General features: G+C 37.3%; 23 protein-coding genes. 6 read left to right on the forward strand and 17 right to left on the reverse strand.

All coding sequences use genetic code 11. The features are described from left to right. The first annotated feature begins 25 nt into the window (after positions 1–25). Complete coding sequence (locus QWY78_RS08575; protein WP_290218751.1) at positions 26–442, forward strand: NUDIX hydrolase; 417 nt, start codon at positions 26–28, stop codon at positions 440–442. Here the strand turns inward: QWY78_RS08575 and QWY78_RS08580 are convergent. Both QWY78_RS08580 and QWY78_RS08585 read right to left on the reverse strand, forming a co-directional pair. After that, positions 437–1,228, reverse strand: coding sequence for a S1/P1 nuclease (locus QWY78_RS08580; RefSeq protein WP_290218753.1), 792 nt, complete (start codon positions 1,226–1,228; stop codon positions 437–439). The genes QWY78_RS08575 and QWY78_RS08580 overlap by 6 nt on opposite strands. 1 nt (position 1,229) lies before the next feature. Further along, positions 1,230–1,934 (reverse strand): DUF4294 domain-containing protein, encoded by a 705-nt coding sequence (locus QWY78_RS08585; RefSeq protein ID WP_290218754.1) that lies wholly within the window; start codon positions 1,932–1,934, stop codon positions 1,230–1,232. A 55-nt stretch (positions 1,935–1,989) separates the two neighbouring features. Between QWY78_RS08585 and QWY78_RS08590 the strand changes: the two genes are divergently transcribed. After that, complete coding sequence (locus QWY78_RS08590; protein WP_290218756.1) at positions 1,990–3,066, forward strand: M42 family metallopeptidase; 1,077 nt, start codon at positions 1,990–1,992, stop codon at positions 3,064–3,066. Positions 3,067–3,099: 33 nt separating this feature from the next. Next, positions 3,100–3,750 carry a ribulose-phosphate 3-epimerase gene (gene rpe / locus QWY78_RS08595; protein ID WP_290218758.1) on the forward strand — a complete coding sequence of 217 codons (651 nt, stop codon included), beginning with the start codon at positions 3,100–3,102 and terminating at the stop codon, positions 3,748–3,750. 106 nt (positions 3,751–3,856) lie between these two features. Here the strand turns inward: rpe and QWY78_RS08600 are convergent, their stop codons facing one another. The 6 genes from QWY78_RS08600 to cphA form a co-directional block, all read right to left on the reverse strand. Continuing rightward, positions 3,857–4,276, reverse strand: coding sequence for a nucleoside-diphosphate kinase (locus tag QWY78_RS08600; protein WP_290218759.1), 420 nt, complete (start codon positions 4,274–4,276; stop codon positions 3,857–3,859). Between the two features lie 176 nt (positions 4,277–4,452). Next, the gene (gene rsgA / locus QWY78_RS08605; RefSeq protein WP_290218761.1) at positions 4,453–5,379 is read right to left on the reverse strand and encodes a ribosome small subunit-dependent GTPase A; all 927 of its coding nucleotides are present in this window, start codon (positions 5,377–5,379) and stop codon (positions 4,453–4,455) included. Positions 5,380–5,417: 38 nt separating this feature from the next. Continuing rightward, positions 5,418–6,485 (reverse strand): chorismate mutase, encoded by a 1,068-nt coding sequence (locus QWY78_RS08610; RefSeq protein WP_290218764.1) that lies wholly within the window; start codon positions 6,483–6,485, stop codon positions 5,418–5,420. Positions 6,486–6,509: 24 nt separating this feature from the next. Beyond that, entirely contained in the window at positions 6,510–7,070 is a 561-nt protein-coding gene (locus tag QWY78_RS08615; RefSeq protein ID WP_290218766.1) for a DUF8439 domain-containing protein, read from the reverse strand. 32 nt (positions 7,071–7,102) lie between these two features. Beyond that, the gene (dnaX, locus tag QWY78_RS08620) at positions 7,103–8,188 is read right to left on the reverse strand and encodes a DNA polymerase III subunit gamma/tau (protein ID WP_290218768.1); all 1,086 of its coding nucleotides are present in this window, start codon (positions 8,186–8,188) and stop codon (positions 7,103–7,105) included. Positions 8,189–8,481: 293 nt separating this feature from the next. Then, entirely contained in the window at positions 8,482–11,112 is a 2,631-nt protein-coding gene (gene cphA, locus QWY78_RS08625; protein ID WP_290218772.1) for a cyanophycin synthetase, read from the reverse strand. Between the two features lie 197 nt (positions 11,113–11,309). On the opposite strand from cphA, the gene QWY78_RS08630 reads away from it, so the two are divergent. Together QWY78_RS08630 and QWY78_RS08635 are read left to right on the forward strand one after the other, a co-directional pair. Further along, a complete protein-coding gene (locus QWY78_RS08630; protein WP_290218774.1) occupies positions 11,310–12,194 on the forward strand; it encodes a cyanophycinase in 885 nt (294 codons plus the stop codon). A gap of 27 nt (positions 12,195–12,221) precedes the next feature. Further along, positions 12,222–13,064 (forward strand): isoaspartyl peptidase/L-asparaginase, encoded by an 843-nt coding sequence (locus tag QWY78_RS08635; RefSeq protein ID WP_290218776.1) that lies wholly within the window; start codon positions 12,222–12,224, stop codon positions 13,062–13,064. Positions 13,065–13,147: 83 nt separating this feature from the next. Here QWY78_RS08635 and ppdK read toward each other — a convergent pair whose 3' ends face one another. Both ppdK and QWY78_RS08645 read right to left on the reverse strand, forming a co-directional pair. Further along, a complete protein-coding gene (ppdK, locus tag QWY78_RS08640) occupies positions 13,148–15,907 on the reverse strand; it encodes a pyruvate, phosphate dikinase (RefSeq protein ID WP_290218779.1) in 2,760 nt (919 codons plus the stop codon). Positions 15,908–16,063: 156 nt separating this feature from the next. Beyond that, the gene (locus QWY78_RS08645) at positions 16,064–17,086 is read right to left on the reverse strand and encodes a 3-oxoacyl-ACP synthase III family protein (RefSeq protein WP_290218781.1); all 1,023 of its coding nucleotides are present in this window, start codon (positions 17,084–17,086) and stop codon (positions 16,064–16,066) included. Between the two features lie 88 nt (positions 17,087–17,174). Here QWY78_RS08645 and QWY78_RS08650 point away from each other — a divergent pair, with 88 nt between their 5' ends. Next, on the forward strand, positions 17,175–18,077 hold the full coding sequence (locus QWY78_RS08650) for a CorA family divalent cation transporter (protein WP_290218783.1): 903 nt from the start codon (positions 17,175–17,177) through the stop codon (positions 18,075–18,077). A 149-nt stretch (positions 18,078–18,226) separates the two neighbouring features. On the opposite strand, the gene QWY78_RS08655 is transcribed toward QWY78_RS08650, so the two are convergent. The 7 genes from QWY78_RS08655 to QWY78_RS08685 form a co-directional block, all read right to left on the reverse strand. After that, positions 18,227–20,965: a sodium-translocating pyrophosphatase gene (locus QWY78_RS08655; protein WP_290218785.1), complete on the reverse strand. Its 2,739-nt coding sequence runs from the start codon at positions 20,963–20,965 to the stop codon at positions 18,227–18,229. Between the two features lie 279 nt (positions 20,966–21,244). Then, positions 21,245–21,856, reverse strand: a complete 612-nt coding sequence (locus tag QWY78_RS08660; RefSeq protein ID WP_290218788.1) for an inorganic pyrophosphatase — start codon at positions 21,854–21,856, stop codon at positions 21,245–21,247. A gap of 9 nt (positions 21,857–21,865) precedes the next feature. Next, entirely contained in the window at positions 21,866–22,375 is a 510-nt protein-coding gene (locus QWY78_RS08665; RefSeq protein WP_290218791.1) for a DUF7935 family protein, read from the reverse strand. 9 nt (positions 22,376–22,384) lie between these two features. Then, positions 22,385–23,302 (reverse strand): hypothetical protein, encoded by a 918-nt coding sequence (locus tag QWY78_RS08670; protein WP_290218794.1) that lies wholly within the window; start codon positions 23,300–23,302, stop codon positions 22,385–22,387. Further along, the gene (gene radC / locus QWY78_RS08675) at positions 23,299–23,976 is read right to left on the reverse strand and encodes a RadC family protein (protein WP_290218796.1); all 678 of its coding nucleotides are present in this window, start codon (positions 23,974–23,976) and stop codon (positions 23,299–23,301) included. The genes QWY78_RS08670 and radC overlap by 4 nt, the downstream gene beginning before the upstream one ends. 178 nt (positions 23,977–24,154) lie before the next feature. Next, the gene (locus QWY78_RS08680; RefSeq protein WP_290218798.1) at positions 24,155–24,733 is read right to left on the reverse strand and encodes a murein L,D-transpeptidase catalytic domain-containing protein; all 579 of its coding nucleotides are present in this window, start codon (positions 24,731–24,733) and stop codon (positions 24,155–24,157) included. Positions 24,734–24,776: 43 nt separating this feature from the next. After that, complete coding sequence (locus QWY78_RS08685; protein ID WP_290219047.1) at positions 24,777–25,442, reverse strand: ABC transporter ATP-binding protein; 666 nt, start codon at positions 25,440–25,442, stop codon at positions 24,777–24,779. Positions 25,443–25,478 lie beyond the last annotated feature (36 nt).

Below are 25,478 nucleotides of genomic sequence, written 5' to 3' on the forward strand. Positions count from 1 at the left end.
CGATTAAAAAATCTAAACTTTAATTATGATCGATAAAATAAATGTTAGAGTCTATGCAATGATTCTGAAAAATGGCAAGGTGCTGGTTCTTCATGAAGAATATGTGGGTGAACAATTGATGAAGTTTCCGGGTGGTGGCTTAGAATTGGGCGAAAGCGTTTTAGAATGTGTCCAACGAGAATTAGAGGAGGAGCTTAATATCAAAGTTAAAAATATACAACATTTATATACTCAAGAAGATTTTTTGGTCTCAAAATTTCGAAATAATGAACAGCTTTTATCCATTTATTATCTTGCAGAAATGGTCGATGAAAACGAATTACTGATTTTAGATCCTTGTATTGAGAAAATTGAATGGGTTTCCCTCAATACCGAAGAAAACCCATTTCCGTTACCTATTGATAAAGTTGCTTTTGATGTTTTAAAGAAAAGAATTTTATAAAATTTCGTTCAGAATTTTGGCCAAACGCAAACCACCATACAGCAATTGTCGCTCGATCAAAGGCTGAAATTTATAATTATAATCGTAGGAATAATTTGATTCTGCAACCGAATTTGCATAAATTCTATTTGCTGCTTTCTGGCTATTGTACAACCAGTCTTCCAGAGTTCCTAATTGAATGGTTTTTACTTCCTGTTTGGATTTTACATCCAAGACTCTGGTGTATTCGGTATAGCTGTATTTTTCAAAATCGACTATTTTAGAATCCCAGAGGGCATGCAGGTTGGTAGGTAAACCAAAGTAATTTATTTTTATCTTATTACCGCCCAAATCTTCATAGCGACCTACGTGAAGGGGTTGTGCCGCATCACCAACGAGGTGAATTAGAAATCGCAACGCAATTTCGCGATCTTGAGCAGGCGTTTTTTTATCTTTAATTTGCTCTGAAAGAATTTTGATTTGCGTATAAATATTTGGTCCTTGTTGCGCTTTCAGACTGTCTGAAAATTGTTTAATATTGGGTTGAGGATTTACATTTACGTAGTGCCAGCGTTCCGTAGGTTTCCAAACTCCAGTGGTATCTGCTTTAATTTGATCTGGCCAATTTGCCCAGTAGGCTAATTTCTGATCGCCAATCATTTTCTTTAAATTTCTCTTAGCTTTTGCAGATAAATGATTTTCTGCAATATCTGCGATTACTCGGTGACCGGTAGTTCCCCAAGAATAACCGAAATTAAAACTTAATAAAGCAAGCAGCAGTACCGAATTCTGTAAAATTTTGTTCATATTATTTTTTGACTTTAAAAGTAAGATAACCTGGATAAGGTTGCAAATATCCGCTATTCCAATTCGTTTGAAGCAATGATTCTAAAAATTCATCACTTCGATCATTATGCGGATTGTAAGGTTCTTTGAGACTTACATCTGCAATATTCCCCTTCACATTCCACCAGAAAGCACTCCATCCGCCACGCAACTCTCTGATTATATCATAGACGGTTTTCCCCGTGGCACGATTCATGAGTTTGGCAAAAATTCGACCTTCAGTAGTTGTTAAATCGCGCAATTGAATTTCATATTGATTGGCCAAATCTTTTTGACGTTGATAAACATATTGTTTTTGCGAATTTTTATCAAGCGATTGCATTTCGTCTTGAATATCTTCATACTGCTCCAACGCAGTCAGGAAAAGCGGATAAACTCGGTTTAATTTTTTATTAAGAAAATAGTAATAATTGCGATCGAGTTGATTGTTAAATCGGGGTTTATTTCTTAAGAAAAGCTCGTCCATAACCACCACATTTTCGCCGTTAATTTCATAAATTCTCGCCTTCTGACTGGCATCGTAGTAATATTTACTTCCAAATTCATCAGTTTTAAGAAGTTCAGGTGGATATTCGCTAATGGGTTTTAGTGTAGTTAAAACCTCCTGCGCATTTGCATGAACTGCGAAAAACAGAAGAAATATAAAGATCAGTCTATTAAAATTCATTATTTTTACCTTCTATTAAATCAAAATTTAACTCAGCAAAATTCATTCCTTTATTATGAAATTTGAAAACAAATCATTAGAATTTTTAGAAAATTATTTAAACTGTGCATCTCCAACAGGTTACGAGCACAACGGCCAGAAAATCTGGATGGATTATTTAAAGCCTTATGTGGATAAAATTGAATTTGATCATTACGGAACATGTTACGGAATCATTAATCCCGAGGCAGAATTTCGTGTAGTTATTGAAGCCCATGCAGATGAAATCTCTTGGTATGTGAATTATATTACTGATGAGGGACTTATTTATGTCATCAGAAATGGAGGCTCAGATCAAATGATTGCTCCTTCGAAAGTGGTTCATTTACATGGCGAAAAAGGTATTGTCAAAGGTGTTTTTGGCTGGCCTGCAATCCATACAAGAGGAATAAATTCTGATGAACCCGTTCCGAAACTAGAAAACATTTTCATCGATTGTGGTGCTTCCAACAAAAAAGAGGTGGAGGAATTAGGAATATTTGTGGGTACCATGATTACCTATCCCGACGAATTTTTTCAATTAAACAATAAATATTTCGTGTCACGTGCTTTAGATAATCGGGTTGGCGGATTTATGATTGCCGAAGTTGCCAGACTATTAAAAGAGAACAAAAAGGAACTCCCTTTCGGTTTATATGTGACCAATTCTGTTCAGGAAGAAGTTGGTTTATACGGTGCCAATATGATTGCAGACACCATTAAACCAAATATTGCCATTGTGACGGATGTTACCCATGACACTTCTACCCCGATGATCGAAAAGAAAAAAGAAGGAGATTTAAAGTGTGGGCATGGTCCTGTTATTTATTTTGCGCCAAGTGTTCACCATAACATTCGTGAGCTGATTGTGCAAACTGCAAAAACAAAAAAAATACCTTTCCAAAGAGCCGCTGCGAGCAGAGCAACCGGAACTGATACCGATGCATTTGCCCATTCGAATGGCGGAGTGCCATCAGCATTAATTTCACTTCCATTGCGATATATGCACACAACCGTAGAAATGGTTGCTCAGGAAGACGTGGCTCATGTAATTCAACTTATTTATGACACTTTGTTACAGATTAAACCTACGATGGCTTTAAAATATCATTAATTTAAATAAAAAGTAAATCGAAAATAAATAATAATGAAAACAAAATTAATCGCTCCTTCCCTATTATCCGCAGATTTCGGAAATTTGCAAAGAGATATAGAAATGCTCAATCAATCACAAGCTGATTGGCTTCATGTAGATGTTATGGACGGAAGGTTTGTACCCAATATTTCGTTTGGCTTTCCGGTGATGAAGACAATTCGGCAACACGCCAAAAAATTTATCGATGTGCATTTGATGATTGTAGAACCAGAAAAATATGTGGAAGAATTCATCAATCAAGGTGCAGACTTGGTTTCGGTGCATTATGAAGCATGTACGCATTTACATCGGGTCATTAATCTAATTCAAGACAAAGGTGCGAAAGCTGGAGTTGTTCTTAATCCTGCAACCCCTGTTTTAATGTTGGAAGATATTATTGCTGATGTTGATTTGGTTTTACTTATGAGTGTAAATCCAGGATTTGGTGGACAGAAATTTATTGAAAATACTTACAAGAAAATTGCGGAAACCAGAGATTTAATTTTATCTAATAATTCTACGGCGCTCATTCAGATTGATGGCGGCGTCAATTTAGACAATGCTTCTAAGCTTTTTGAGGCAGGCGCTGATGTCTTAGTTGCTGGAAATGCAGTTTTTTCTGTAGACAGTCCGGAAAAAATGATTGAATTATTGAAAATATAAATAAAAAAGCAATACATTTAAAGACAAAAACCCTTTCAGTATGAGTACTGAAAGGGTTTTTTATGATTTTTTTTTCTAAACATCATCGCGGTACGATGTTGTTTTTTTAGAAAATTTCTCTACCAGAAAAATGGAAACTTGCTTCGATTAAAGCGTTCTCATCTGAGTCTGAACCATGAACCGCATTTTCTCCTACGCTTCTTGCAAACATTTTTCTAAGGGTTCCATCTGCTGCTTCCGCAGGATTGGTTGCCCCAATTAATGTTCTGAAATCCTCAACAGCATTGTCTTTTTCTAAAACTGCTGCTACCATTGGTCCTGAACTCATAAAGTCAACCAATTCGCCGTAAAACGGTCTTTCAGCATGAACTTCATAGAATTTTTTTGCATCTGAAATGGTAAGCTGTGTTAGTTTTAAAGCTTTTACTTTATAACCAGCTTCTGAAATTTTTCCTAAAATAGCACCGATATGTCCGTCTGCTACTGCATCTGGCTTAATCATGGTGAATGTAATGTTACCTGACATAAATCTTGTTTTATTGTGGTGCGAAAATACAAAAAACTTTTCTATATTTGTACTGAAAATTCTTACAGAGATTTGCCAAATTTATTTGGCACGAAAGTTGTGAATTCATTCACGATTCTCATGTTTAATTTGAGTTTTCATGGTTATTAGTTTTTACCCAGCTTCGGCTGGGTTTTTTATTGTGCTGTATTTTCCTGAGCTTCTTCCATGATTTTTAAATAGGTGATGTAACGTGTCTCCTCTATTTCTCCTAATTCTATAGCTTTCAATACCGCACATTTTGGCTCGTTAATGTGCATACAATTATGAAATTTACATTTCCGACCCTCTTTAAAAATCTCTGGAAAATAATGTTGAATTTCCTCTTTTTGCACATCAATCATTGCAAATTCACGCACGCCAGGTGTATCAATTACACTTCCGCCAAAATGCCAGAAATGCATTTGAGCAAAGGTGGTTGTATGTTTTCCTTTCAGGTGCGTTTCAGAAATTTCAGAAGTTTTTAAATTAAGTTCTGGTTGCATTGCATTGACCAAGGTAGATTTGCCACTGCCGGAATGGCCAAAAAACACCGAAACTTTATCTTTGATGATGTTCTGTAGTACCTCTAGATTTAGTTTTGAGTAAGACGAAATTTCCAAAGTTTCATATCCTATGTTCTCATACAAGGTTTCTATTTCTGCCGAAAATTCTTTTTCTTGTTCCGACAAGACATCCATTTTATTAAATAAAATAAGCGGTTTTATATTGTAAGCTTCGCAGCAGGCTAGAAAACGATCCAGAAAACCGAACGAAGTTTCTGGATGTTTAAGCGTAAAAATAAAACACGCGATATCAATATTCGAGGCGATAATATGCGCTTCCTTAGATAGGTTAACCGATTTCCTAATCAAATAATTTCTTCTGGGTTTAATTTTTGTAATCCAAGCGACTTCATCCTGTTCCAAAGAAAACTCTACCAAATCCCCTACAGCGAGCGGGTTAGTTAAACGCGTTTTGATCAGTTTAAATTTTCCACGAATTCTTGCCTCGAAAAATCTTCCGGTTTCACGTTCTAAAACTTGGTACCAACTTCCGGTGGATTTTGTAATGAGTCCTTTCACGAATTATTTTTGAGGGAAATTAACTTTAAAAATAAGAATTAAATACTGTTCTGAACTTCAATCGATTCTTCATGAATTGCCTTGAAAACTTTTTCTATAAATTCGGCCGACATTCCTGATTCATCTGCTTTTTGCGTAGCATATTCGGTAATTACTTTCCATCGTTCGGGTTGAAAAATCGCAATATTATTATCTTTTTTCAAGTTCCCTATTTTTTCAGAAATCTTCATCCTTTGAGATAATAAATCGATCAACTGAAAATCCAAATCAGAGATTAAAGTTCGGTGGCGACCCATTTCTCCATCAAAAGCAGAAATGTCAGAATTTCTAACCTGCAAGTTCTGCATTAAATCGGCTAAGGTTTCGGGTGTGATTTGTTGTGCCGCGTCGCTCCACGCTTCATCAGGAGTACAATGTGTTTCAATCATCATTCCTTCATAACCCACGTTCAAGGCTTCCTGCGCAATGCCGGCTAAGCCTGTTCTGTTCCCGCAAATATGCGAGGGATCAACCAACATAGGAATATTTGGAAACTGATTTTTAAAATCCAAGGCAATCTGCCAATTTGGAATATTTCTATACTTTGTTTTTTGATAGGTTGAAAAGCCTCGGTGAAGAACCCCTAGGTTTTTAACATTCTGCCCCAGTAGTCTTTCTAAAGCACCAATCCACAAAGCCAAATCTGGATTAACTGGATTTTTAACCAAGACCGGTTTATCTGTTCCTTTGAGTGCTTCTGCAATTTCCTGAACGGTAAAAGGATTTACGGTCGAGCGGGCACCAATCCACAAAATATCAACATCTGCTTCTAAGGCAGCTGCTACGTGATGGGCATTAGCAACCTCGGTAGCTGTTTTGAATCCGTACTCTTCTTTTACCTTTTTTAACCAGTTTAGACCAATCACTCCTACGCCTTCAAAACCGTTAGGCTTTGTTCTTGGTTTCCAGATTCCGGCCCGAAAAATTGGTACATCAGCATTTGATTCTTTGATTCTTTTAGCGGTTTCCAGCATTTGTGATTCACTCTCCGCACTGCAAGGTCCGGCAATAATTAAGGGATTGGAAAATTCTTTAATCCAATTGTTTTCTAAGTTCTGTAAATTCATATGGAAGGTTGTGAAGTATTAATTTTAATTAAAATCCAATTTAAAAAGATCATCTAATTCCTTAAGGACTGGATTTATTTCGGCAAATTTATCGAAAATCTTTCGTTTGGTAACGATTTCTTTTTTCATGCTAAAATCTGCCCGATAGTCTATATTGATGTTATAATGATTGACTTTGTGCATAAAGTGATTGAAAAATTCGGTTCGTATTTTTTCAAATTCTCCTTTTGCAGATTCTGAAGGATACGTAACTTCCACAATATCTTCCGTTTTTTTCTGAAGGGTAAAAGAATTGATTGCATTATAGATAATGATATCTTTCGGTTGCAGTTCGGCCAAGAATTTTTGCCACTCGATTTTTAAATCCGTTTCACTAAAATGTTGACTCGGCAAATTTTTCTGCGTTGAATCAATGATTTGCTCAGGTTCTTCTTCAGATTTTTCTAAAGCAGCACTGATACTGAATGGAGAAGATTTTTTTGGTTGACCCAAAGGAACCGTCGTTTTTTGAACAACTTTTTTGATTTCCTCTGGTGTTTCGATTAAAGTTTCTTTAGGTATTTCTTTGGTAGGAACCTTTTTCATTACAGGAGCAGTCCTAAGAAACGGCGCTAAAATCAGATGCTTTTTTTTTTAGAATCTGCCGTGTTTGCAGATAAAGAAGAAAGTTGCATTAACGCGATTTCTACGGTCAAACGTGGATTCTTGGAATTTTTATAGTTAATGTCTGCATGATTGCAAATCTCAACGGCATCCACCAATTGCTGCGCATTCCACTTTTTACTTTGGTCTAAAAATTTGGTTTTTGTTTTTTCTCCCACCTCAATTAAACTGACCGTTTGTGGATTTTGAGCCATCATTAAATCTCTAAAGTGGCTTCCCAAACCGGCAATAAAAATATGGGGATCAAAACCTTTTTTAATGATTTCATTTAAAGCAAACAAAGTTTCAGAAATTTTATTTTCATGCGCTAAATCTACAATGGAAAGATATTGTTCGTAATCCAGAACATTTAAAACTTCGGCTGCTTTTGCCAAAGTGATATTCTTCTGTGAAAAAGTAGAAAGTCGGTCGAAGATCGACAGTGCATCACGCAATGCTCCATCTGCTTTTTGTGCAATTAAATAGAGTGCATCATCTTCATATTGGATTCCTTCTTTCTCGGCAATTTTCTTTAAATGAAGTTGAATATCCTCTATGGTGATTCTCTTAAAATCATAAATTTGGCAGCGCGACAAAATGGTCGGGATGATTTTATGTTTTTCGGTGGTCGCTAAAATAAATATGGCGTGTGCGGGTGGTTCTTCTAAGGTTTTCAAAAACGCATTAAACGCCGCTTGAGATAGCATATGAACCTCATCAATGATATAGATTTTATATTTCCCAACTTGAGGTGCAAAACGAACCTGGTCGGTCAGGTCCCGAATGTCATTAACTGAGTTATTGGAAGCCGCATCGAGTTCGAAAATATTGTACGCGAAACCATCTTCTGAGGTAGAACCGTCTCGCTCATTGATTTTGCGTGCGAGTATTCTAGCACAAGTTGTTTTACCCACTCCTCTTGGTCCGCAAAAAAGTAAGGCTTGTGCTAACTGATTTTCTTCAATGGCGTGTTCCAGTGTTTCTGTAATATGACCTTGTCCCACAACAGTATCAAACTCTTGCGGACGGTATTTTCTTGCAGAAACCACGAAATTTTCCATTGGTCAAAAATAGGGAAATAATTGGGAAAATAAAACAGAAGCCCGAAATTATTATTCCTATTTTTTTTTATGAATTTAATCGCTTCAAAAGTCAATGTTCGTTCACAATAAAAAACTCCCAAAATATATAATTTTGAGAGTTAAACTTGTTTCCGAAGGTAAATTAAGACCTAGTTTGAACGGTGCAAATACTGCAGCCCGGCTTGAATGGAGCTCTTTTTGCAGAACGTAGTGGAGCAAAAAAGCGGGAATGGAAGACGGAAATCTCTGCCCAACAAGACTGCTTTATTTGCTTAACTGATGTTGCCTTCCTCCAGGATTTCGCGGGTTTGGTATTCCTGCACCAATTCTATGGCATTGGTGACCACGTCACTAAGTGCGGTGATAAATGTGCCTTCTTCGGCCATACTCATGGCGTGTTTTAAGGCTTCTATTTCTTTGGGAATCGATTCGTAACTTACGGTACTATCCGATTCTTGAATGCCAGAAATAATCAAATCATTGATTTCTTCTTCTGTTCTGCCGCGCAAATGTTTTTCATTTCTAATGATGATATAGTCGAACATTCTACCGGCAATTTTACCACATTCTTTAATATCTTCATCTCTACGGTCGCCCACGCCAGAAATAATTCCGATTTTTTTGGTGGCTTCTACATTTTTAAGATAATCTTCGATGGCTTCATAACCCGCTGGATTGTGTGCAAAGTCGATCAATACTTGGAATTTTTTAAATTTAAAAATATTTAAACGGCCTGGCATCAACATTGGGCTGGGTATAAAAGTACGCAAAGAATTGGCAATATCTTCAATTGCAAAACCATAGAGGTAAGTCGCTAAACTCGCGGCTAAAACATTAGAAATCATGAATTTTGCTTTGGCTTCCATGGTAATTGGAATATTGTGCGCTTTGGCAATCCGAATTTTCCAGTCTCCTTTTTTGATGGTTACAAATCCTTCTTCGTACACACAAGTCACTTTTCCTTCTTTGGCAAATTTCTTAATGTGCGGATTGTTTTCATCTAAACTAAAAATCGCAATTTTAGAATCCAACTCAGGCATCAATCTCATGGAGTATTCGTCGTCTGCATTTAAAACACTCCAGCCATCTTTCTTCACAGAATCCATAACGACTCTTTTTACCTTGGTCAAATCGCGCAAGGAATGAATGTCATTCATCCCGAGATGATCTTCTTTGATATTGGTTAAAACGCCGATGTCACAAGTACTGTAACCCAAGCCTGCGCGCAGAATACCGCCTCTTGCAGTTTCTAAAACGGCAAATTCTACGGTGGGATCTTTAAGAATAAATTCGGCAGAAATCGGTCCGGTCGTATCTCCTTTTGTGAGCATGGTATTTTGAATATAGATTCCATCTGAGGTGGTGAAGCCTACTCTAAAACCATTATTCTTCACGATATGGGAAATAAGTCTTGTGGTGGTTGTTTTACCATTGGTCCCCGTAACCGCAATAATCGGTATTTTAACAGGTTTCCCAGGAGGATACAGCATGTCTACGACGGGTGCGGCAACGTTTCTGGGCAAACCTTCACTCGGAGCAAGATGCATTCTAAAACCAGGTGCAGCATTTACTTCTAAAATTGCGCCGCCACTTTCTTTCAAAGGTTGGGTGAGGTTTTCTGCCATAATATCGATTCCAGCTACATCTAAGCCGATAATTCTCGAAACCCTTTCTGCCATGACGATATTTTCTGGGTGAACCATATCGGTAACGTCGATTGAGGTTCCGCCGGTTGAAAGGTTGGCTGTTGATTTTAAATAAACAATTTCACCATTTTTAGGAACTGTTTCTAAGGTGTAATGTAACTTCTCTAAAAGTTCATTGGTATCTTTATCTACCAGGATTTCGGTTAAAACATTTTCATGTCCATACCCTCTTCTAGGGTCTAAGTTTTCTTTATCAATTAATTGCTGAACCGTCAACTCGCCATCGCCGATGATATGCGCCGGGACTCGTCTGGCAGCGGCGATCATTTTATGATTAATGACCAAAATTCGGAAATCATAGCCGGTGATAAACCGTTCTACAATCACTTTCTTAGAATAATTTTGTGCGTGAACTAAACCTGCTTTTGCGGTTTCAAAATCATTAACATTAATTGATGAACCTTTGCCATGATTGCCATCTAGAGGTTTAAGTACAAGGGGATAACCAATTTTTCTAATGACTCTTTCTAAGCCTTCATCATCCTGAACCAAGTCACCTGTGGGAACGGGAATTGCAGCTTCATCGAGCATTTTTTTTGTCAATTCCTTATTGCACGCAATATCTACCGCAATTGAACTGGTGTTGCCCGTAATGGTTGCTTGAAATCTGGTTTGGTTAACGCCATATCCTAACTGAACCAGGGAGTTTCTGCCTAATCTAATCCAAGGAATATTTCTGGCAACAGCTTCCTCAACGATACTTCCAGTAGAAGGACCCAAGCGTTCACGCTCTCTAATTTCCTTTAAATTCCGAATGCATTCGTCCAGATTATAGGGCCGATCCTCAATCAGGCATCTCGCCATTTCAACCGATTGTTCTGCAGCGAAGATACCCGAGTTTTCCTCTAAGTAACTAAAAACAACGTTGTAAACGCCAGGTGTTTTTGTTTCTCTGGTTCTTCCAAAGCCGGTATCCATACCAGCCAGGGTTTGAATTTCCAAAGCGATATGTTCAATGACATGACCCATCCAGGTTCCCATGTCGACTCGCAAAAAAAAGCCACCTTCTACGCCTTCTGAGCAGCGATGAGAGATTAATGTAGGCATTAGCAGTTGTAACCGTTCGCGGAATCCATCGATTTTATTGGTAGGCAAATGCTCCATTTCTTCCAAATCCAAACGCATTTGAATTAGTTTTTTTCTTCTGATACTCCAAATGTTAGGTCCGCGTAAAACTTGTATTTTGTCAATTTTCATAGGTTATTATCGTCTTTTTGTGTGGTGTAAAATTTTGTTTGATTATCAAAGATAAACGAAAACCTTAATAATTAGAAAAAAATAATAAAAATTAAAAGCATTTTTTTTAGACATCCTCTCATAAAACAATCGTTTCCGCAATCAATCTGCTTAATTTTTATTGAACTACCAAGAATATTTTTTTAAATTTGCACCCTATGAAAGCAGTTGGAAAATTAATGATCATTGGTGGCGCCGTAAACAAGGGCAGTTTCTCCGAAACCGATTATGATCAGAATATCGAAAAAAATCTAAATTTTTTTGAGCGTGGAATTTTAAGAAAAATCATTGATGAATCTCGATTAAAAGAAAATTCGGTCATCGAAATTATCACTACTGCCTCGCAAATTCCACAAATTGTAGGTCCTGAATACAAAAAAGCATTTGAATTCTTAGGAGCTAAAAATGTAAATATTTTAGATATTATAAATCGTGAGCAAGCCAACAGCGATGCCATTACAGCACGTGCGTGCGCAGCTGATGTGGTGATGTTTACGGGAGGTGATCAACTTCGGTTAACCTCAATTTTGGGTGGCACTCGGTTTCATGATATTATTTTACAAAAATATCAGGAGGAAAATTTCATTTACGCTGGAACTTCTGCGGGAGCAGCAGCTGCCTCTGAAAATATGATTTATCAAGGATCCAGCAGCGAAGCTTTACTTAAAGGCGAAATTAAAACTACGCAAGGTTTAGGTTTTATCGATAACGTGATTGTAGATACGCATTTTGTACAGCGCGGGAGAATCGGAAGATTGTTTCAGGCTGTGGTAAATAATCCCCGAACTTTAGGAATAGGTCTCGGTGAAGATACGGGACTTTTTATCGATAATGATATTATGACTGCCATTGGGTCGGGACTTGTAATCTTGGTTGATGGTCGTTTTATAAAAGACACTAACCTGACCAACATTGATCTAGGAAAGCCTATCTCTATTGATAATCTCATCGTACATGTTTTGTCTCAAAATGATTTTTATGACTTAAAAGCGAAGAACCTGACCATTGTTAACTCGCAATACAATCCTATTCCACAGGCATAATTGCAAAAAATTTTAGCATCAAAAAAAATGAAAATAATTATTCATGGTGGTTTTTTCTCGGAAAGCGACCAAAGTCTAGAAGTAAAAATTGCCAAGCAAAATTCTTTGAAAGAAATCGCCAAGACTTCTTTTGAATTTTTAAAAACCAATTCCGCCGAGGAAACGGTAGTTTATGCCGTAAAAATGTTGGAAGACGATTTGCTTTATAATGCGGGAATGGGTTCTCAAATCCAAAGTGATGGTAAAATCAGGATGAGTGCTTCTTTGATGAATGGTAACACCCAAAAATTTTCAGGGGTTATTAATATTGAAAATGTAAAAAATCCGATTGAAGTTGCACAGGTTTTAATGAAAGAAGACGACCGGGTTCTCGGTGGAAATGGCGCTAAGAAATACGCCACTGAAAGTGGTTTTGAGCAGTATTCTACCGAAATCCCACAACGAAGAAAAGAATATGAAGAGAAATTAAAAAATGGTGGAAAAGGAACGGTTGGTTGCGTAGCGTTGGATAAGAATGGGAGCTTGGCTGCGGCAACTTCTACGGGTGGTAAAGGTTTTGAACTGGTGGGAAGAATTTCTGATTCTGCTACCGTGGCCGGAAATTTCGCCAATAAATATTGTGCAGTAAGTTGTACGGGAGTTGGGGAAGATCTGGTGAGCAATGCTACTGCCGCTAAAATTGTAACCCGGGTAACCGATGGTTTTTCCCTAGGAGCGGCGGTGGAAAAAACTTTTGTAGAATTGCATGAAATTGATGGTTTTGCCGGCATCATTGCCATTGATTATCACGGAAATATAGCACATCAGGATTCTTATCCAACCATGGTTTTTGCCAGTTTTGATGGAGAAATTTTTGAAATTTTTGAATAGATTATTGAGCTTCATTGCCCTTTTGTAAAAATGTGAAAACTGCCTCGATTCGGGGCAGTTTTCACATTTATTAATGCTAACATCTATAGCGCTTTTTTATCTTCAATTGCTGCTTGTGCTGCAGCCAATCTCGCAATCGGTACACGGTAGGGGGAACAACTTACGTAATTCATTCCGAGTCGGTGGCAGAATTTTACGGATTCTGCATCGCCGCCATGTTCGCCGCAAATCCCCACTTTTAATTTTGGTTTGGTACTGCGCCCCCTTTCTACACCAATTTTTATTAATTCTCCCACGCCACTTTGGTCAATGGTAACGAAAGGATCGTCTGGTAGTAATTTTAGATCCAGATATTTTGGCAAGAATCCACCAATATCATCTCTGGAAAAACCAAATGACATTTGTGTTAAATCATTGGTTCCGAAACTGAAGAAATCGGCAACTTCTGCCATTGAGTCGGCTTTTAAAGCGGCTCGTGGAATTTCAATCATGGTGCCATAGAGATAAACGATTTTCTTAAGTTTAAGTTTTTTCAAGGTTTCTGAATACACCCGATCTACAATCTCTTTTTGATGACGTAGTTCATGTTTGCCCATTGTTACAGGTACCATAATTTCTGGCATCGCGTGTTTCCCGTTTTTGATCAATTCGCCAGCAGCTTCTAAAATTGCGCGCACTTGCATTTCAGTAATTTCTGGATAAGAAATGCCCAGACGTACGCCACGGTGACCTAGCATCGGATTATTTTCGTGCAAAGCAAGAATTCTTCTATTCAAAATACTCATGCTTACGCCCAATTCTTTGCTTAAAGCCATTAATTTTTCTTTGTCATGTGGCACAAATTCATGCAAAGGCGGATCCAGAAGTCTTATGGTTACTGGTTTTCCATCCATCACTTCTAAAGTGGCTTTTATATCTTTTTTTACGAATTTGAATAATTCGTCGAGCGCAGATTTTCTTTCTTTTAAGGTATCGCTCATGATCATTTTTCTGAGTAAGAAAAGTGGTTTTTCACTTCCTTCCCCATAAAACATGTGCTCTGTACGGAATAATCCAATTCCTTCTGCACCGAAATAGGCAGCTTGCATGGCATCTTTAGGATTATCCGCATTGGTTCTTACCCCTAGCACTTTTGCTTTTTCTACCAGTTTCATTAAGGACTGATAGGATTTGTTTTTATTAAGATCAGTTCCAATCAGTTCCAATACACCTTCGTACATCACGCCTTTGGTTCCATTCAAACTGACCCAATCTCCTTCGTGAATTTTTTTTCCTTCTTTGGTAATGAGCATCTTTTCATGTTCCCTAATTTCTATTTCACTGCAACCTACGATACAGCATTTACCCCAACCTCTTGCTACTAAAGCCGCGTGCGAAGTCATGCCTCCTTTTGAGGTGATAATTGCTTGAGCTTTGTGCATTCCGTCTACATCTTCCGGGGATGTTTCTTCTCTTACAAGAATTACTTTTTCACCGCGGGAAGCCCATTCAACGGCTTCTGAAGATTCAAAAACCAAACGACCAACTGCTGCGCCCGGCCCGGCTGGAAGTCCTTTTGCAATCGGTTTATTTTTCATCTCTTCTGCAAGATCGAACATGGGTAACAAAAGCTCTACCAACTGATTTGGCGCCACTCTCATGATGGCTTCGTCTGCAGTAATGAGTTTTTCTTTGTACATGTCGGTTGCCATTTTTACGGCAGCAACACCATTTCGTTTTCCGACTCGGCATTGTAACATAAATAGTTTACCTTTCTCAATCGTAAATTCAATATCCTGCATGTCTTTATAATGACGTTCTAATTTTTTTTGAAAATCATCGAGCTCTTTAAATTGCGCAGGCATTAATTTTTCTAAGGTCACTAACTTTTTACTGTGGTCATTTTTAGAGGAATTATTGATAGGAGCTGGTGTTCTGATTCCTGCTACCACATCTTCACCTTGGGCATTCACCAAATATTCACCATAAAAATGATTGTCGCCATTTCCAGGGTTTCTGGTAAAGGCAACTCCTGTACAAGAACCATCGCCCATGTTACCGAAAACCATGGCCTGTACGTTTACAGCAGTTCCCCACTCTTCTGGGATCCTTTCGATTTTGCGGTATTCAATGGCTCGTTTTCCATTCCAGGAAGCGAAGACGGCACCAACACCGCCCATGAGTTGATCCCAAGGATCTTCTGGAAATTCTTGTTTCAAATATTTTTTGGTTAAAGCTTTGAATTCTTTGACCAATTTTTTTAAATCTTTGGCTTCAATTTCGGTGTCGAGTTCTACGCCTTTTTCTTTTTTAAGTTCGGAAAGTTTGTCATCCATAATTCGGCGAATACCGATTCCTTTTGCTGGTTCCAATCCACCAGCTTTTTCGATTACCACATCGGCATACATCATCACCAATCTTCGGTAGGCATCGTAGGCAAATCGTTCGTCACCCGTAACTTTAATTAAACCTTTTACAGTCTCATCATTTAAACCGATATTTAAAACGGTATCCATCATGCCGGGCATTGATCTTCTGGCGCCTGATCGTACTGACAAGAGCAAGGGATCTTTCAGATTGCCAAATTTTTTACCCATTAATTTTTCGATTTGCTTAACGGCGTCCTTAATTTGGGGATTTAAAGTGGTAGGATATGTTTTTTTGTGTTGATAATAATACGTACAGACTTCGGTAGTGATGGTGAATCCCGGAGGTACGGGAAGTTTCAATTCTGGGTGACCTGCCATTTCCGCCAGGTTTGCCCCTTTACCTCCTAAAAGATTTTTCATGGATTCATTACCATCGGCTTTGCCACCACCGAAGAAATAAACATACTTTTGTTGTTTTTTAGTTTGAGTTGCCATAGTGTATTTTTATGAATGATCACTTTCTAATCATTTGATTCTATGTAAAGTTACAACTCTGCTGTTTTCAGGAATATTCAGATAAAATGATAAAAATCACCTTTGATAAAAATCATACCTGCACTAAAAAATGCGTCGAGCGACGCATTTGATATTTTAATAATTAAATAAGACCGAGCCCCAGGTAAATCCACTTCCGAAGGCAGATAGAAGAACCAAATCCCCTCGTTTGATTTTACCTAGTTCAATCGCTTCACTTAAAGCCAATGGAATTGAAGCAGCGGTTGTATTGCCAAATCGTTGAATATTATTGTACACTTTTTCATCGGGCAAACCGAATCGTTGCTGTACGAATTGGGCAATTCTTAAATTGGCTTGGTGGGGAATAAACATATCCAGATCTTCTGGTTTTTTGCCCGCTTTGTTTAGGGCTTCCATCATGGTTTCAGGAAATCTGGTGACGGCATGTTTGAAAACAAAATTACCATTCATAATCGGGTAGATTTCAGCATCGGTTACCTCATCTGGTTCCAAACGCATGCGGTCACTCCAACCAAATTTAGAACCAGGAAATTTGGTGCATAATTCTTCGGCATGCTTTCCTTCAGCGTGCATATTTGTTGCTAAAATATCGCCAGCACTTTCCTCTTCGGTTGCCGATAAAATTACGGCTCCGGCGCCATCTCCGAAAATAACAGAAACGCCACGCCCGGCATCAGAAAAATCCAATCCAAAAGAGTGAACTTCTGCACCGACCACCAGAATATTTTTATACTGCCCAGATTTGATAAAAGCGTTGGCCACACTCATTGCATAAACAAAACCAGAACATTGGTTTCTTACATCCAAAGCTCCGATGGTTTCACAGCCTAACATTTCTTGCAAAAGTACACCAGAACCAGGGAAATAGTAATCGGGAGAGAGTGTTGCGAAGACGATATAATCAAGGTCTTTAGCAGACATTTTTGCCATTTTTAATGCCGCTTCCGAGGCTTTGAAAGCTAAATGAGCGGTTGTTTCTTCGGAATCATTTCTGTTTTTTCGATGATGGCGCTCTTTGATTCCCGTTCTTTCGGTAATCCACTCGTCGTTGGTGGTCATCAATTTAGACAGATCATCGTTGGTCACTATATTCTCTGGCACGTAATGGCCGACTCCTTTAATACTACTTTTAAGCATAAATTTGAAATTTAAACAAAGATAAATTTAATTTAAGACATAGAAAATTTTGTATAAATGAAAGTTAATTTTAACCTAAATTTGCGGAATGCCTATTGAAATTATTTATAAAAATGACCATTGCGAATGGATTGATGTAGAAAGTCCTACTGAAGAAGATTTGGATTTTTTGAATAGTCGGTACCAAATTAATACGCTGCTTTTGGAGGATACCATTGATGCGAATCACTTACCGAAATTTGAACAAGATGGAAATGTGAATTTTTTCCTCATGCGCGAAAACACACAATTAGAAAGATCTAATCTAAATACGATCAGTGATATTTCGACAAAATTGGGAGTGTTTTTGATGGATGACGTGATTATTACCATTCACCGGTTAAAGAATAGAAGCATCTACGAGTTAAAAAAAGAAATTTTACTTCCTCTTAATATAGATATTAACCGCGACCATATTGCATTAAATTTAGCCTTAAAGGTGATGAAATCTTTTGATGATGAATCAAAAAATTTATTAGAAATAATGGATCAAATTGAGAGTGAGATTTTCCTTAAAACCACTAATCATTCTAATCATATCCGACGTTTATATCGACTGAAAAGAAAATCTGGCTTGAACACCAGAATCCTAAATATATCAACGGTCTGGGTAGAAAAGTTTAAATTGCTGCAACTTGATGATACTGCAGTAACCGATCTGAAGGATAAACATAAGGATGTAATTGCAGATTTTGAACATTTGAATACACAGGTGGCCAGCTTAATTTCTATGTTTTTGGCCATGAGTGATCAAAAGGCCAACCAAGTGATGAAGGTTCTGGCCATCTATTCGATGTATTTTTTTCCGATCACCTTTATCGCAGGGATTTACGGAATGAACTTTGTTTTCATGCCCGAACTTAATTTACAATATGGGTATTATATTACGCTGGGATTAATGGCCGTAATTACTTCTATTACGTTCTTGTACGTTAGAAAAAAGGGCTGGTAATTATGAAGGCTGATTCGCTTATAGACAATAGACAGTGACAGGAAATCGAAGATTAATAGCAGTTAGGCCGTAAAAATAGGTGCGTTTTGAGCAAAAAAAATCCCAACTTAAAGCTGGGATTTACTATTTTAAAAGAAGCGAATTCTAACTTAAAAGTTTAAAACACGCACATCAATTCTTCTGTTTTGTGCTTTACATTCTTCGGTGTCGTTTGCTGCACACACAGGGTGTTGAGAGCCATACCCTTCTGTTTCAATGCGATCAGATCCGATACCCAATTCTATTAATTTTAATTTTGCTTCCTGCGCTCGTAAGCTTGATAATTTTAAATTGCTTTCATCACTACCCGTGTTATCGGTATATCCTCCTAATTTAACTTTAGCATTAGGATAAGCATTTAGAATTTCAGCCAGATTATTGATTTGCTCTTGCGAGCCTGGTTTTAAATCACTGCTTCCGGTTTGGAAATACAGATTTTCTAGGGTAAACCACGTTGATTGGTCTAAAACATTTTTATCTTCTAATTTCAATCCGTTATACAAGGCATACAATTGGCTATTTTCGCCCAGTGCAATAGATTTATTGCTTAGTTTAATTTCTTGGATGTTTCCCGTGTCATATACGAAATCACCCTCTTCATTCAAAGTTCCTTTTACGGTTACGGGAACTATTGCTGTGCTAGCATCTGTACCTTCTACAGAAAGTGTAGGCGCTGCAACGCTTGAAAATCCTTGTAGGGATTCGATTTTAGCCCTTCTATTTTCCTCGATTTTATCTTTATGCATTACTGCTAAAGTCGGAGCAATTACCAGAGAAATAATAGACATTAATTTAATCAAAATATTCATCGATGGTCCTGAAGTATCCTTGAATGGATCACCAACGGTATCACCGGTAACTGAAGCTTTGTGCGCTTCTGAACCTTTGTAATGCATTTCACCATTGATTTCTACGCCTTGTTCAAAAGATTTTTTAGCGTTATCCCAAGCTCCTCCTGCGTTGTTTTGGAACATTCCCATCAATACTCCGGAAACCGTAGCACCAGCTAAGAATCCACCTAATACTTCTGGACCGAAAATAAAGCCCATAATTAAAGGAGATACAAGAGCAATTGCACCTGGCAACATCATTTTTTTCAGAGAGGCATCGGTAGAAATTGCTACACATTTTTCGTATTCCGGAACTGCTTTACCTTCTAAGATTCCTGGGATTTCGCGGAATTGTCTACGAACCTCTTCTACCATTGCCATCGCGGCAGTTCCTACGGCTCTAATTGCCAAGGAGGAGAATATAAATGGAATCATGGCTCCCACAAATAATCCTGCCAATACATCGGCTCTGTAAATATCGATTCCATCGATTCCCGCAATTCCTACGAAGGCTGCAAACAAGGCAAGCGCAGTTAATGCAGCAGAAGCAATTGCAAAACCTTTTCCTGTAGCTGCTGTAGTATTTCCAACCGCGTCGAGTACGTCTGTTCTTTCACGCACTTCTTTTGGTAATTCACTCATTTCTGCAATTCCACCTGCATTATCTGCAATAGGACCGAATGCGTCAATCGCTAATTGCATGGCAGTTGTTGCCATCATACCAGCTGCTGCAATCGCCACACCGTATAAACCAGCGCAAAGGTAAGAGCCATAAATACCACCTGCTAAAACAAGTATTGGCAACATGGTCGATTCCATCCCAACGGCAAGACCGCCAATAATATTGGTAGCGTGACCAGTAGATGATTGTTTGATGATGCTTTTAACCGGTCGTTTACCCATCGCGGTATAGTATTCCGTAATGATACTCATCAAAGTTCCTACCACCAAACCTACGATGATTGCACCGAAAACACCCATTTCGGTGAATTCATGACCTCGTAAAACCATGGTGTCAGGTAGTAAATAAGTCACTAAGAAATACGAAGAAATTGCAGTTAAGACAATACTTCCCCAGTTCCCCAAATTTAAGGCATTTTGTACAGGAGCAGTATCTAAACTTGTTGTTTCGGCAATCTTTACAAACAAGGTTCCAATGATAGAATAAATGATTCCTGTTCCGGCGATCAACATGGGTAAAAGAATTGGAGCAAAACCTCCGTAAGCATCTACAGATAAGGTTTCTCTACCCAAAACCATCGTGGCTAAAACAGTTGCAACATAAGATCCGAATAAGTCAGCACCCATTCCGGCCACATCTCCTACATTATCCCCCACGTTATCAGCGATTGTTGCAGGGTTTCTCGGATCGTCTTCTGGAATACCGGCTTCTACTTTTCCTACTAAATCAGCGCCAACATCGGCTGCTTTGGTATAAATACCACCACCTACTCTAGCGAAAAGTGCGATTGACTCTGCACCCAAAGAAAATCCGGTCAAAATCTCGATGGTTCTTTCCATCTCGTGAGAATCAACGCCTGCACCTGGTGCAAAAATTTGCTTAATGATAATGTATAAACCACCCAAACCTAAAACTGCTAAACCAGCAACGCCCATTCCCATTACAGAACCGCCGGTAAAAGAAACCTTCAAGGCTTTAGATAAGGAAGTTTTAGCAGCTTCTGCAGTTCTTACATTGGCTTTGGTCGCAATTTTCATCCCGATAAAACCAGCCAATGCAGACAAAATTGCTCCTAAGACGAAGGAAATACCAATACTCCAGTGAGAGTTTGCACTCGACCCGCCCATTATAGCCAATAAAATTGCGACCACAACGACGAAGTAAGCCATCACTTTATATTCTGCTTTGAGGAAAGCCATTGCTCCATCAGAAATATAGCCGCTGATTTCCTTCATGCGGTCGTTACCTGCATTCTGCTTACTCACCCAAGAGCTCTGAACAAAAGTGTAGATTAAAGCAATAATACCAAAGATTGGTACTAAAATAAATAGATCCATAAGTTACTTTTTAATGTTAATTTTAATAATGTTAAATTTTTGTTAATTAAAACGAAACCCGAAAATACAATTTTTTTATAACTTAACGTTCTTTTTTAGGTTGAGGCTGATAAAATTCATTAAAATTAATTTCATGAGGTTTCAAAGCCAGTGAAGTTTATCTATAGCCAAGAAATTTCCAATCATTGCGTTGCGTTGAAAAAGTTGATCTATAGACGTATATTAATGAAAATAGACGAATGAAAACATTCGTCTATATCTATCGAAAAAATTCTATGTTTAACCGCCGAATTTATTTGCATAATCTAATTGTGAAGCCTGAATAACTTTCTTAGCATGTTCGGCACCATAAACTTCATGGATGGTACATTTTGCAGGTTCATCCGGAAGGTTCTTGTAGGTAAGAAAATAGTGCATTAACCGCTGTACTTCCGCTTGTGGTAATTCGCTAATATCTCTAAAATGGCCAAACGCGTGATCTCCTTTCATCACAGCCACAATTTTATCATCCGCTTCTCCTTTATCAATCATTTTAAATCCACCGATGGGCAACGCTTCCATAATCATACCGCCAGATTGAATATTGTGGGAGCTCAACACACAAATATCCAAGGGGTCTAAATCGCCCGTATTTACATTTTCTGCACCACTTTCCAAAGCTAATCTTAAAACTTCATCATGACAATATGTTCTTGGAATAAAGCCATAGAGCGCTGGGATAATATTAGAAAACTGCTGCGGACGGTCAACTTTTAAATAACCACTTTGTTTATCTATTTCATATTTAATGGTATCACTTGGCACAATTTCTACAAAGACATTTACAACATTTGGCGCTTCATCCCCCACTGGAATGCCATGCCAAGGATGTGCTTTAAAATTCGGTATCATTTATTTATTTTAATTTATAATTAGGTTTTCTTTTCTCAAGTCTTCAATACAAGTGGAAATATGATCTTGCTCATTCATATAATTCATTAGAAATACCGTTTTGTAATCCTGCAATGTGCTTTCATTGCTGAGGTTATCATAGGTTTTATGAAGCAAATGCAAAATGGTATTCTTGCAGTTTACCACTTTACTCCAGGAGTTTTTTGTTAAATAAAGTTGTTGCGAGGCATTATAGTCAAATTCTTCATTAATGGTTTTTTCTATTAAAAACAAGTATTCGTGTGTCGCTAGATTTTCATCAAATTTCGCTACCAGATTGGCTGGCTTAATTCTTTCTAAGAAAAGCGTAATTCTCTCGTAAGCCTGAATCCTTTGTTCCGATTGTCCTTTGACGGTTAAAAAGTTAAGTTCTTGCTTTTTGAATCTGATATAACTGTACACAAATTGTCTGGTATATATCAAGAACGGTACAGCAATCAATAAGGCAAATGCATAGGGAAAATAAGGCGATTCTATCATTGGTTTTTTCTACGGTGCAAAATTAGTGATTATTCTGTATTTCTTCCATAAATTTTTCAATAAAGAAATCTTGTCGTTTGTTAAAATTGAATATTTGTACGAAACAGCGCCAAATCTTTCGTTAAATCGCGCTACATTTTCTACATCACTGCCCATAAAATCGAAATTTTTATTTTCAATAAAACGTTGCAAGCAGTGGTCAATCATTAGAGACGGAAAATTTGGATTGCTTAGCGGATAACCATTGATAAACAAACTGAGATAGCTGTTTCTTTTTCCTTCATATAAATAAATGAACGACTGAATTGCATATTTATATTTTAATACACCGAGATGGCCGATGTTTTTTTCTAATAATGCTTTGAATATTTTAAAATATTGATGATTGTCTTTATCCTTATTGGTTCCTTTTATATTTTTTAAAAAGAAAGGTTTAAGATCATCAGTCCAATTTTCTTTAAAATGAATATTGCCAACTAAATCACCAGTAATCCGAACATTTCTACGGCGGTGACTGCTGTAATTTTTTTTAATGGTTTGGTAATTATTTTTTTCTAATATATAGGAGGTTTTCTTCGCGGTAGGTTGCATAAAATGATTGTCTCCATTAAAAGCATAAATTAAAACTAAAAAATTGCTCGCTAAGAAATCATAAAACTGTTGATTGATTTCAGGTTGATCTAATTTTGAAAAAACGCCTAATTGCTGACACATTTTTGGCATCAGAATAAAAGTCAGTCCAAATTTACGGATATAGGAAACCGGCATAATTGCCTCATAATTCCCTGAAACCAGCAGAAACCATTGTTTGTTCGAAACAATATCCAAGAATTGTTGGTTGGCATAATCCGTATTTTGGCAGGCGTTTTCTAAACATTGGGCATATTGAACGAAATCGATTTCGTTGTACTTCAGAAGTCTAATCATAATAAATTTTCGTCTGCAAAACTTAGATAAGAATTTTGTGTAATAATTAAGTGATCAAGCAATTGGATATTCAAAATTTTTCCTGCTTCTGCGATTTGCTTGGTAATTTTTAAATCTTCGGAACTGGGTTTTAAATTACCGGAAGGATGATTATGAGCAATGATGATACCCGTGGCTAGATGTTCTAAAGCGTTTTTAAAAAGAATTCTAAGGTCTACAACCGATTGATTAATTCCACCGGAAGACAATTTACTTTTCCCTAAAATTCTATTATTTTGATTAAGATAAACTGTCCAGAACTCTTCCGTCTGCAAATCTGATAAATAAGGGAGCAAGACTTTATAGCTTTCAAGGCTGGTGGTAATTTGTATTTTTTCGGGAACTTCTTGGGCAGCTCTTCGTCTACCGATTTCTAATGCGGTGGCAATTGAAATGGCTTTTGCTTCGCCGATACCTTTGAACTTCATTAAATCTGAAATCTGCAGTAAGGACAAATTATGCCAATTATTTCCGACAGAACTTAGGATTTTACGACCTAATTCTACGGCAGAATCTTCCCTATTCCCACTTCCCATGATGATTGCCAGTAATTCGGCATCGGAAAGTGAATTTTTACCTTTTAGTAAAAATTTCTCTCTCGGTCGGTCATCTTCTGCAAGGAATTTAATAGACATGTTTTTAGAAGTGATTTTAATTATAATTCAGAGCTTGTTTAATTTTTCTTAAAGAAATTTTCTTTATGACCGACCCTAAAGGCTAGAAAATATTTTACAAATTCATCAAAATCACATGCTTAAGGGATTGGGGGCAAGTAATTTTGGTGAAATTTAAAAAGGTTCTCAGTTTACAAATTTAATAATATGCGTCTAATATTATGCGTTTTTTAGAGGAATCAATATATTTTTCAGCAGTTTTTAAAAATTTTGGCGAAAGCATTGGGCAACCTAAACTCAAACAAGCAAATTCGCTCGACTCTTCATCTTTTATACAAGAAAGCGAATGAATTACAATGGCTCGCTTCATTGCATTGCTATTTGTTTTATCAAGACCCTTTAATCGAAAAGATAAACCAAAAGCGCCAAAATACTTATTTGCAATTTCATATTTTCCCAAAGATGATTGGTAAGAATTTTCGATATAGCTAAATTTCAGTTGATTTGAATTTGAAATAACTGAACCAGAACCGTGCGAAACAATCGCTTTTTCAAGAACTTTTCCTTTTTTTAAATCATAAATAAAAAGTCGGAATTTATTAGAAGGTATTTTAAAATTAATAAAAATAGCTACATCTTGATTATATTCTTTTCCTTTTAAAAAATTTCTTAATTCAACGATTTTCTCTTTCGAAATTTCTTCTACAGGTTGTTTCTCTTGTGATTTCGATTCAAAGAAAAACAATAATAAAATGAGTACTGCAAATATATTTTTCATCTTCGATTTCATAAACGACCGTACCTAAAAGTTTTATCCTTTTTTAAATGATCATTCCATCTTTCATAACCAACTTTCGATCGGTTGTGTCTGCCAGATACGTGTTGTGCGTTACGATTACAAAGGTTTGATGGTATTTATCTCGCAAATCAAAAAACAGTTGGTGCAAATCATCGGCGTTTTTCGAATCTAAATTTCCTGTTGGTTCATCGGCGAAAATAATTTTAGGTGAATTGATTAACGCTCTGGCAACGGCGGTTCTTTGGGCTTCACCGCCCGACATCTCATTCGGTTTATGGTGAATTCGATGTGCGATATTCAAATCTTCAAAAAGTGAATAGGCTTTATCTATTGATTCTTTTTCGTTTTTTCCGGCAATTTTCGTGGGTAATAAAACATTCTCTAAGGCAGAAAATTCGGGCAAAAGTTGGTGAAACTGAAATACAAATCCGATATTTTCATTGCGGAATCGAGATAATTGCCGATCGTTCATATGGACAAATGATTGCCCAGCCAATTCCAGAACGGTATTAAATTTCTTTGGATGAGTGGGTTTATCTAAAGTTCCTAAGATTTGTAACAAAGTTGATTTCCCAGCACCGGATTCTCCGACAATAGAAACCACTTCACCTTCTTTGATGTGAATATCAACTCCTTTCAACACTTCTAAATCGCCATAGGATTTATGAATATTACGCGCTTTTATCATGGTTTCAAAAATAGTGAATTGAATTTGATATTTGGG

It is taken from the genome of Kaistella yonginensis (assembly GCF_030409525.1).
GTDB classification, from domain to species: Bacteria; Bacteroidota; Bacteroidia; order Flavobacteriales; family Weeksellaceae; genus Kaistella; species Kaistella yonginensis.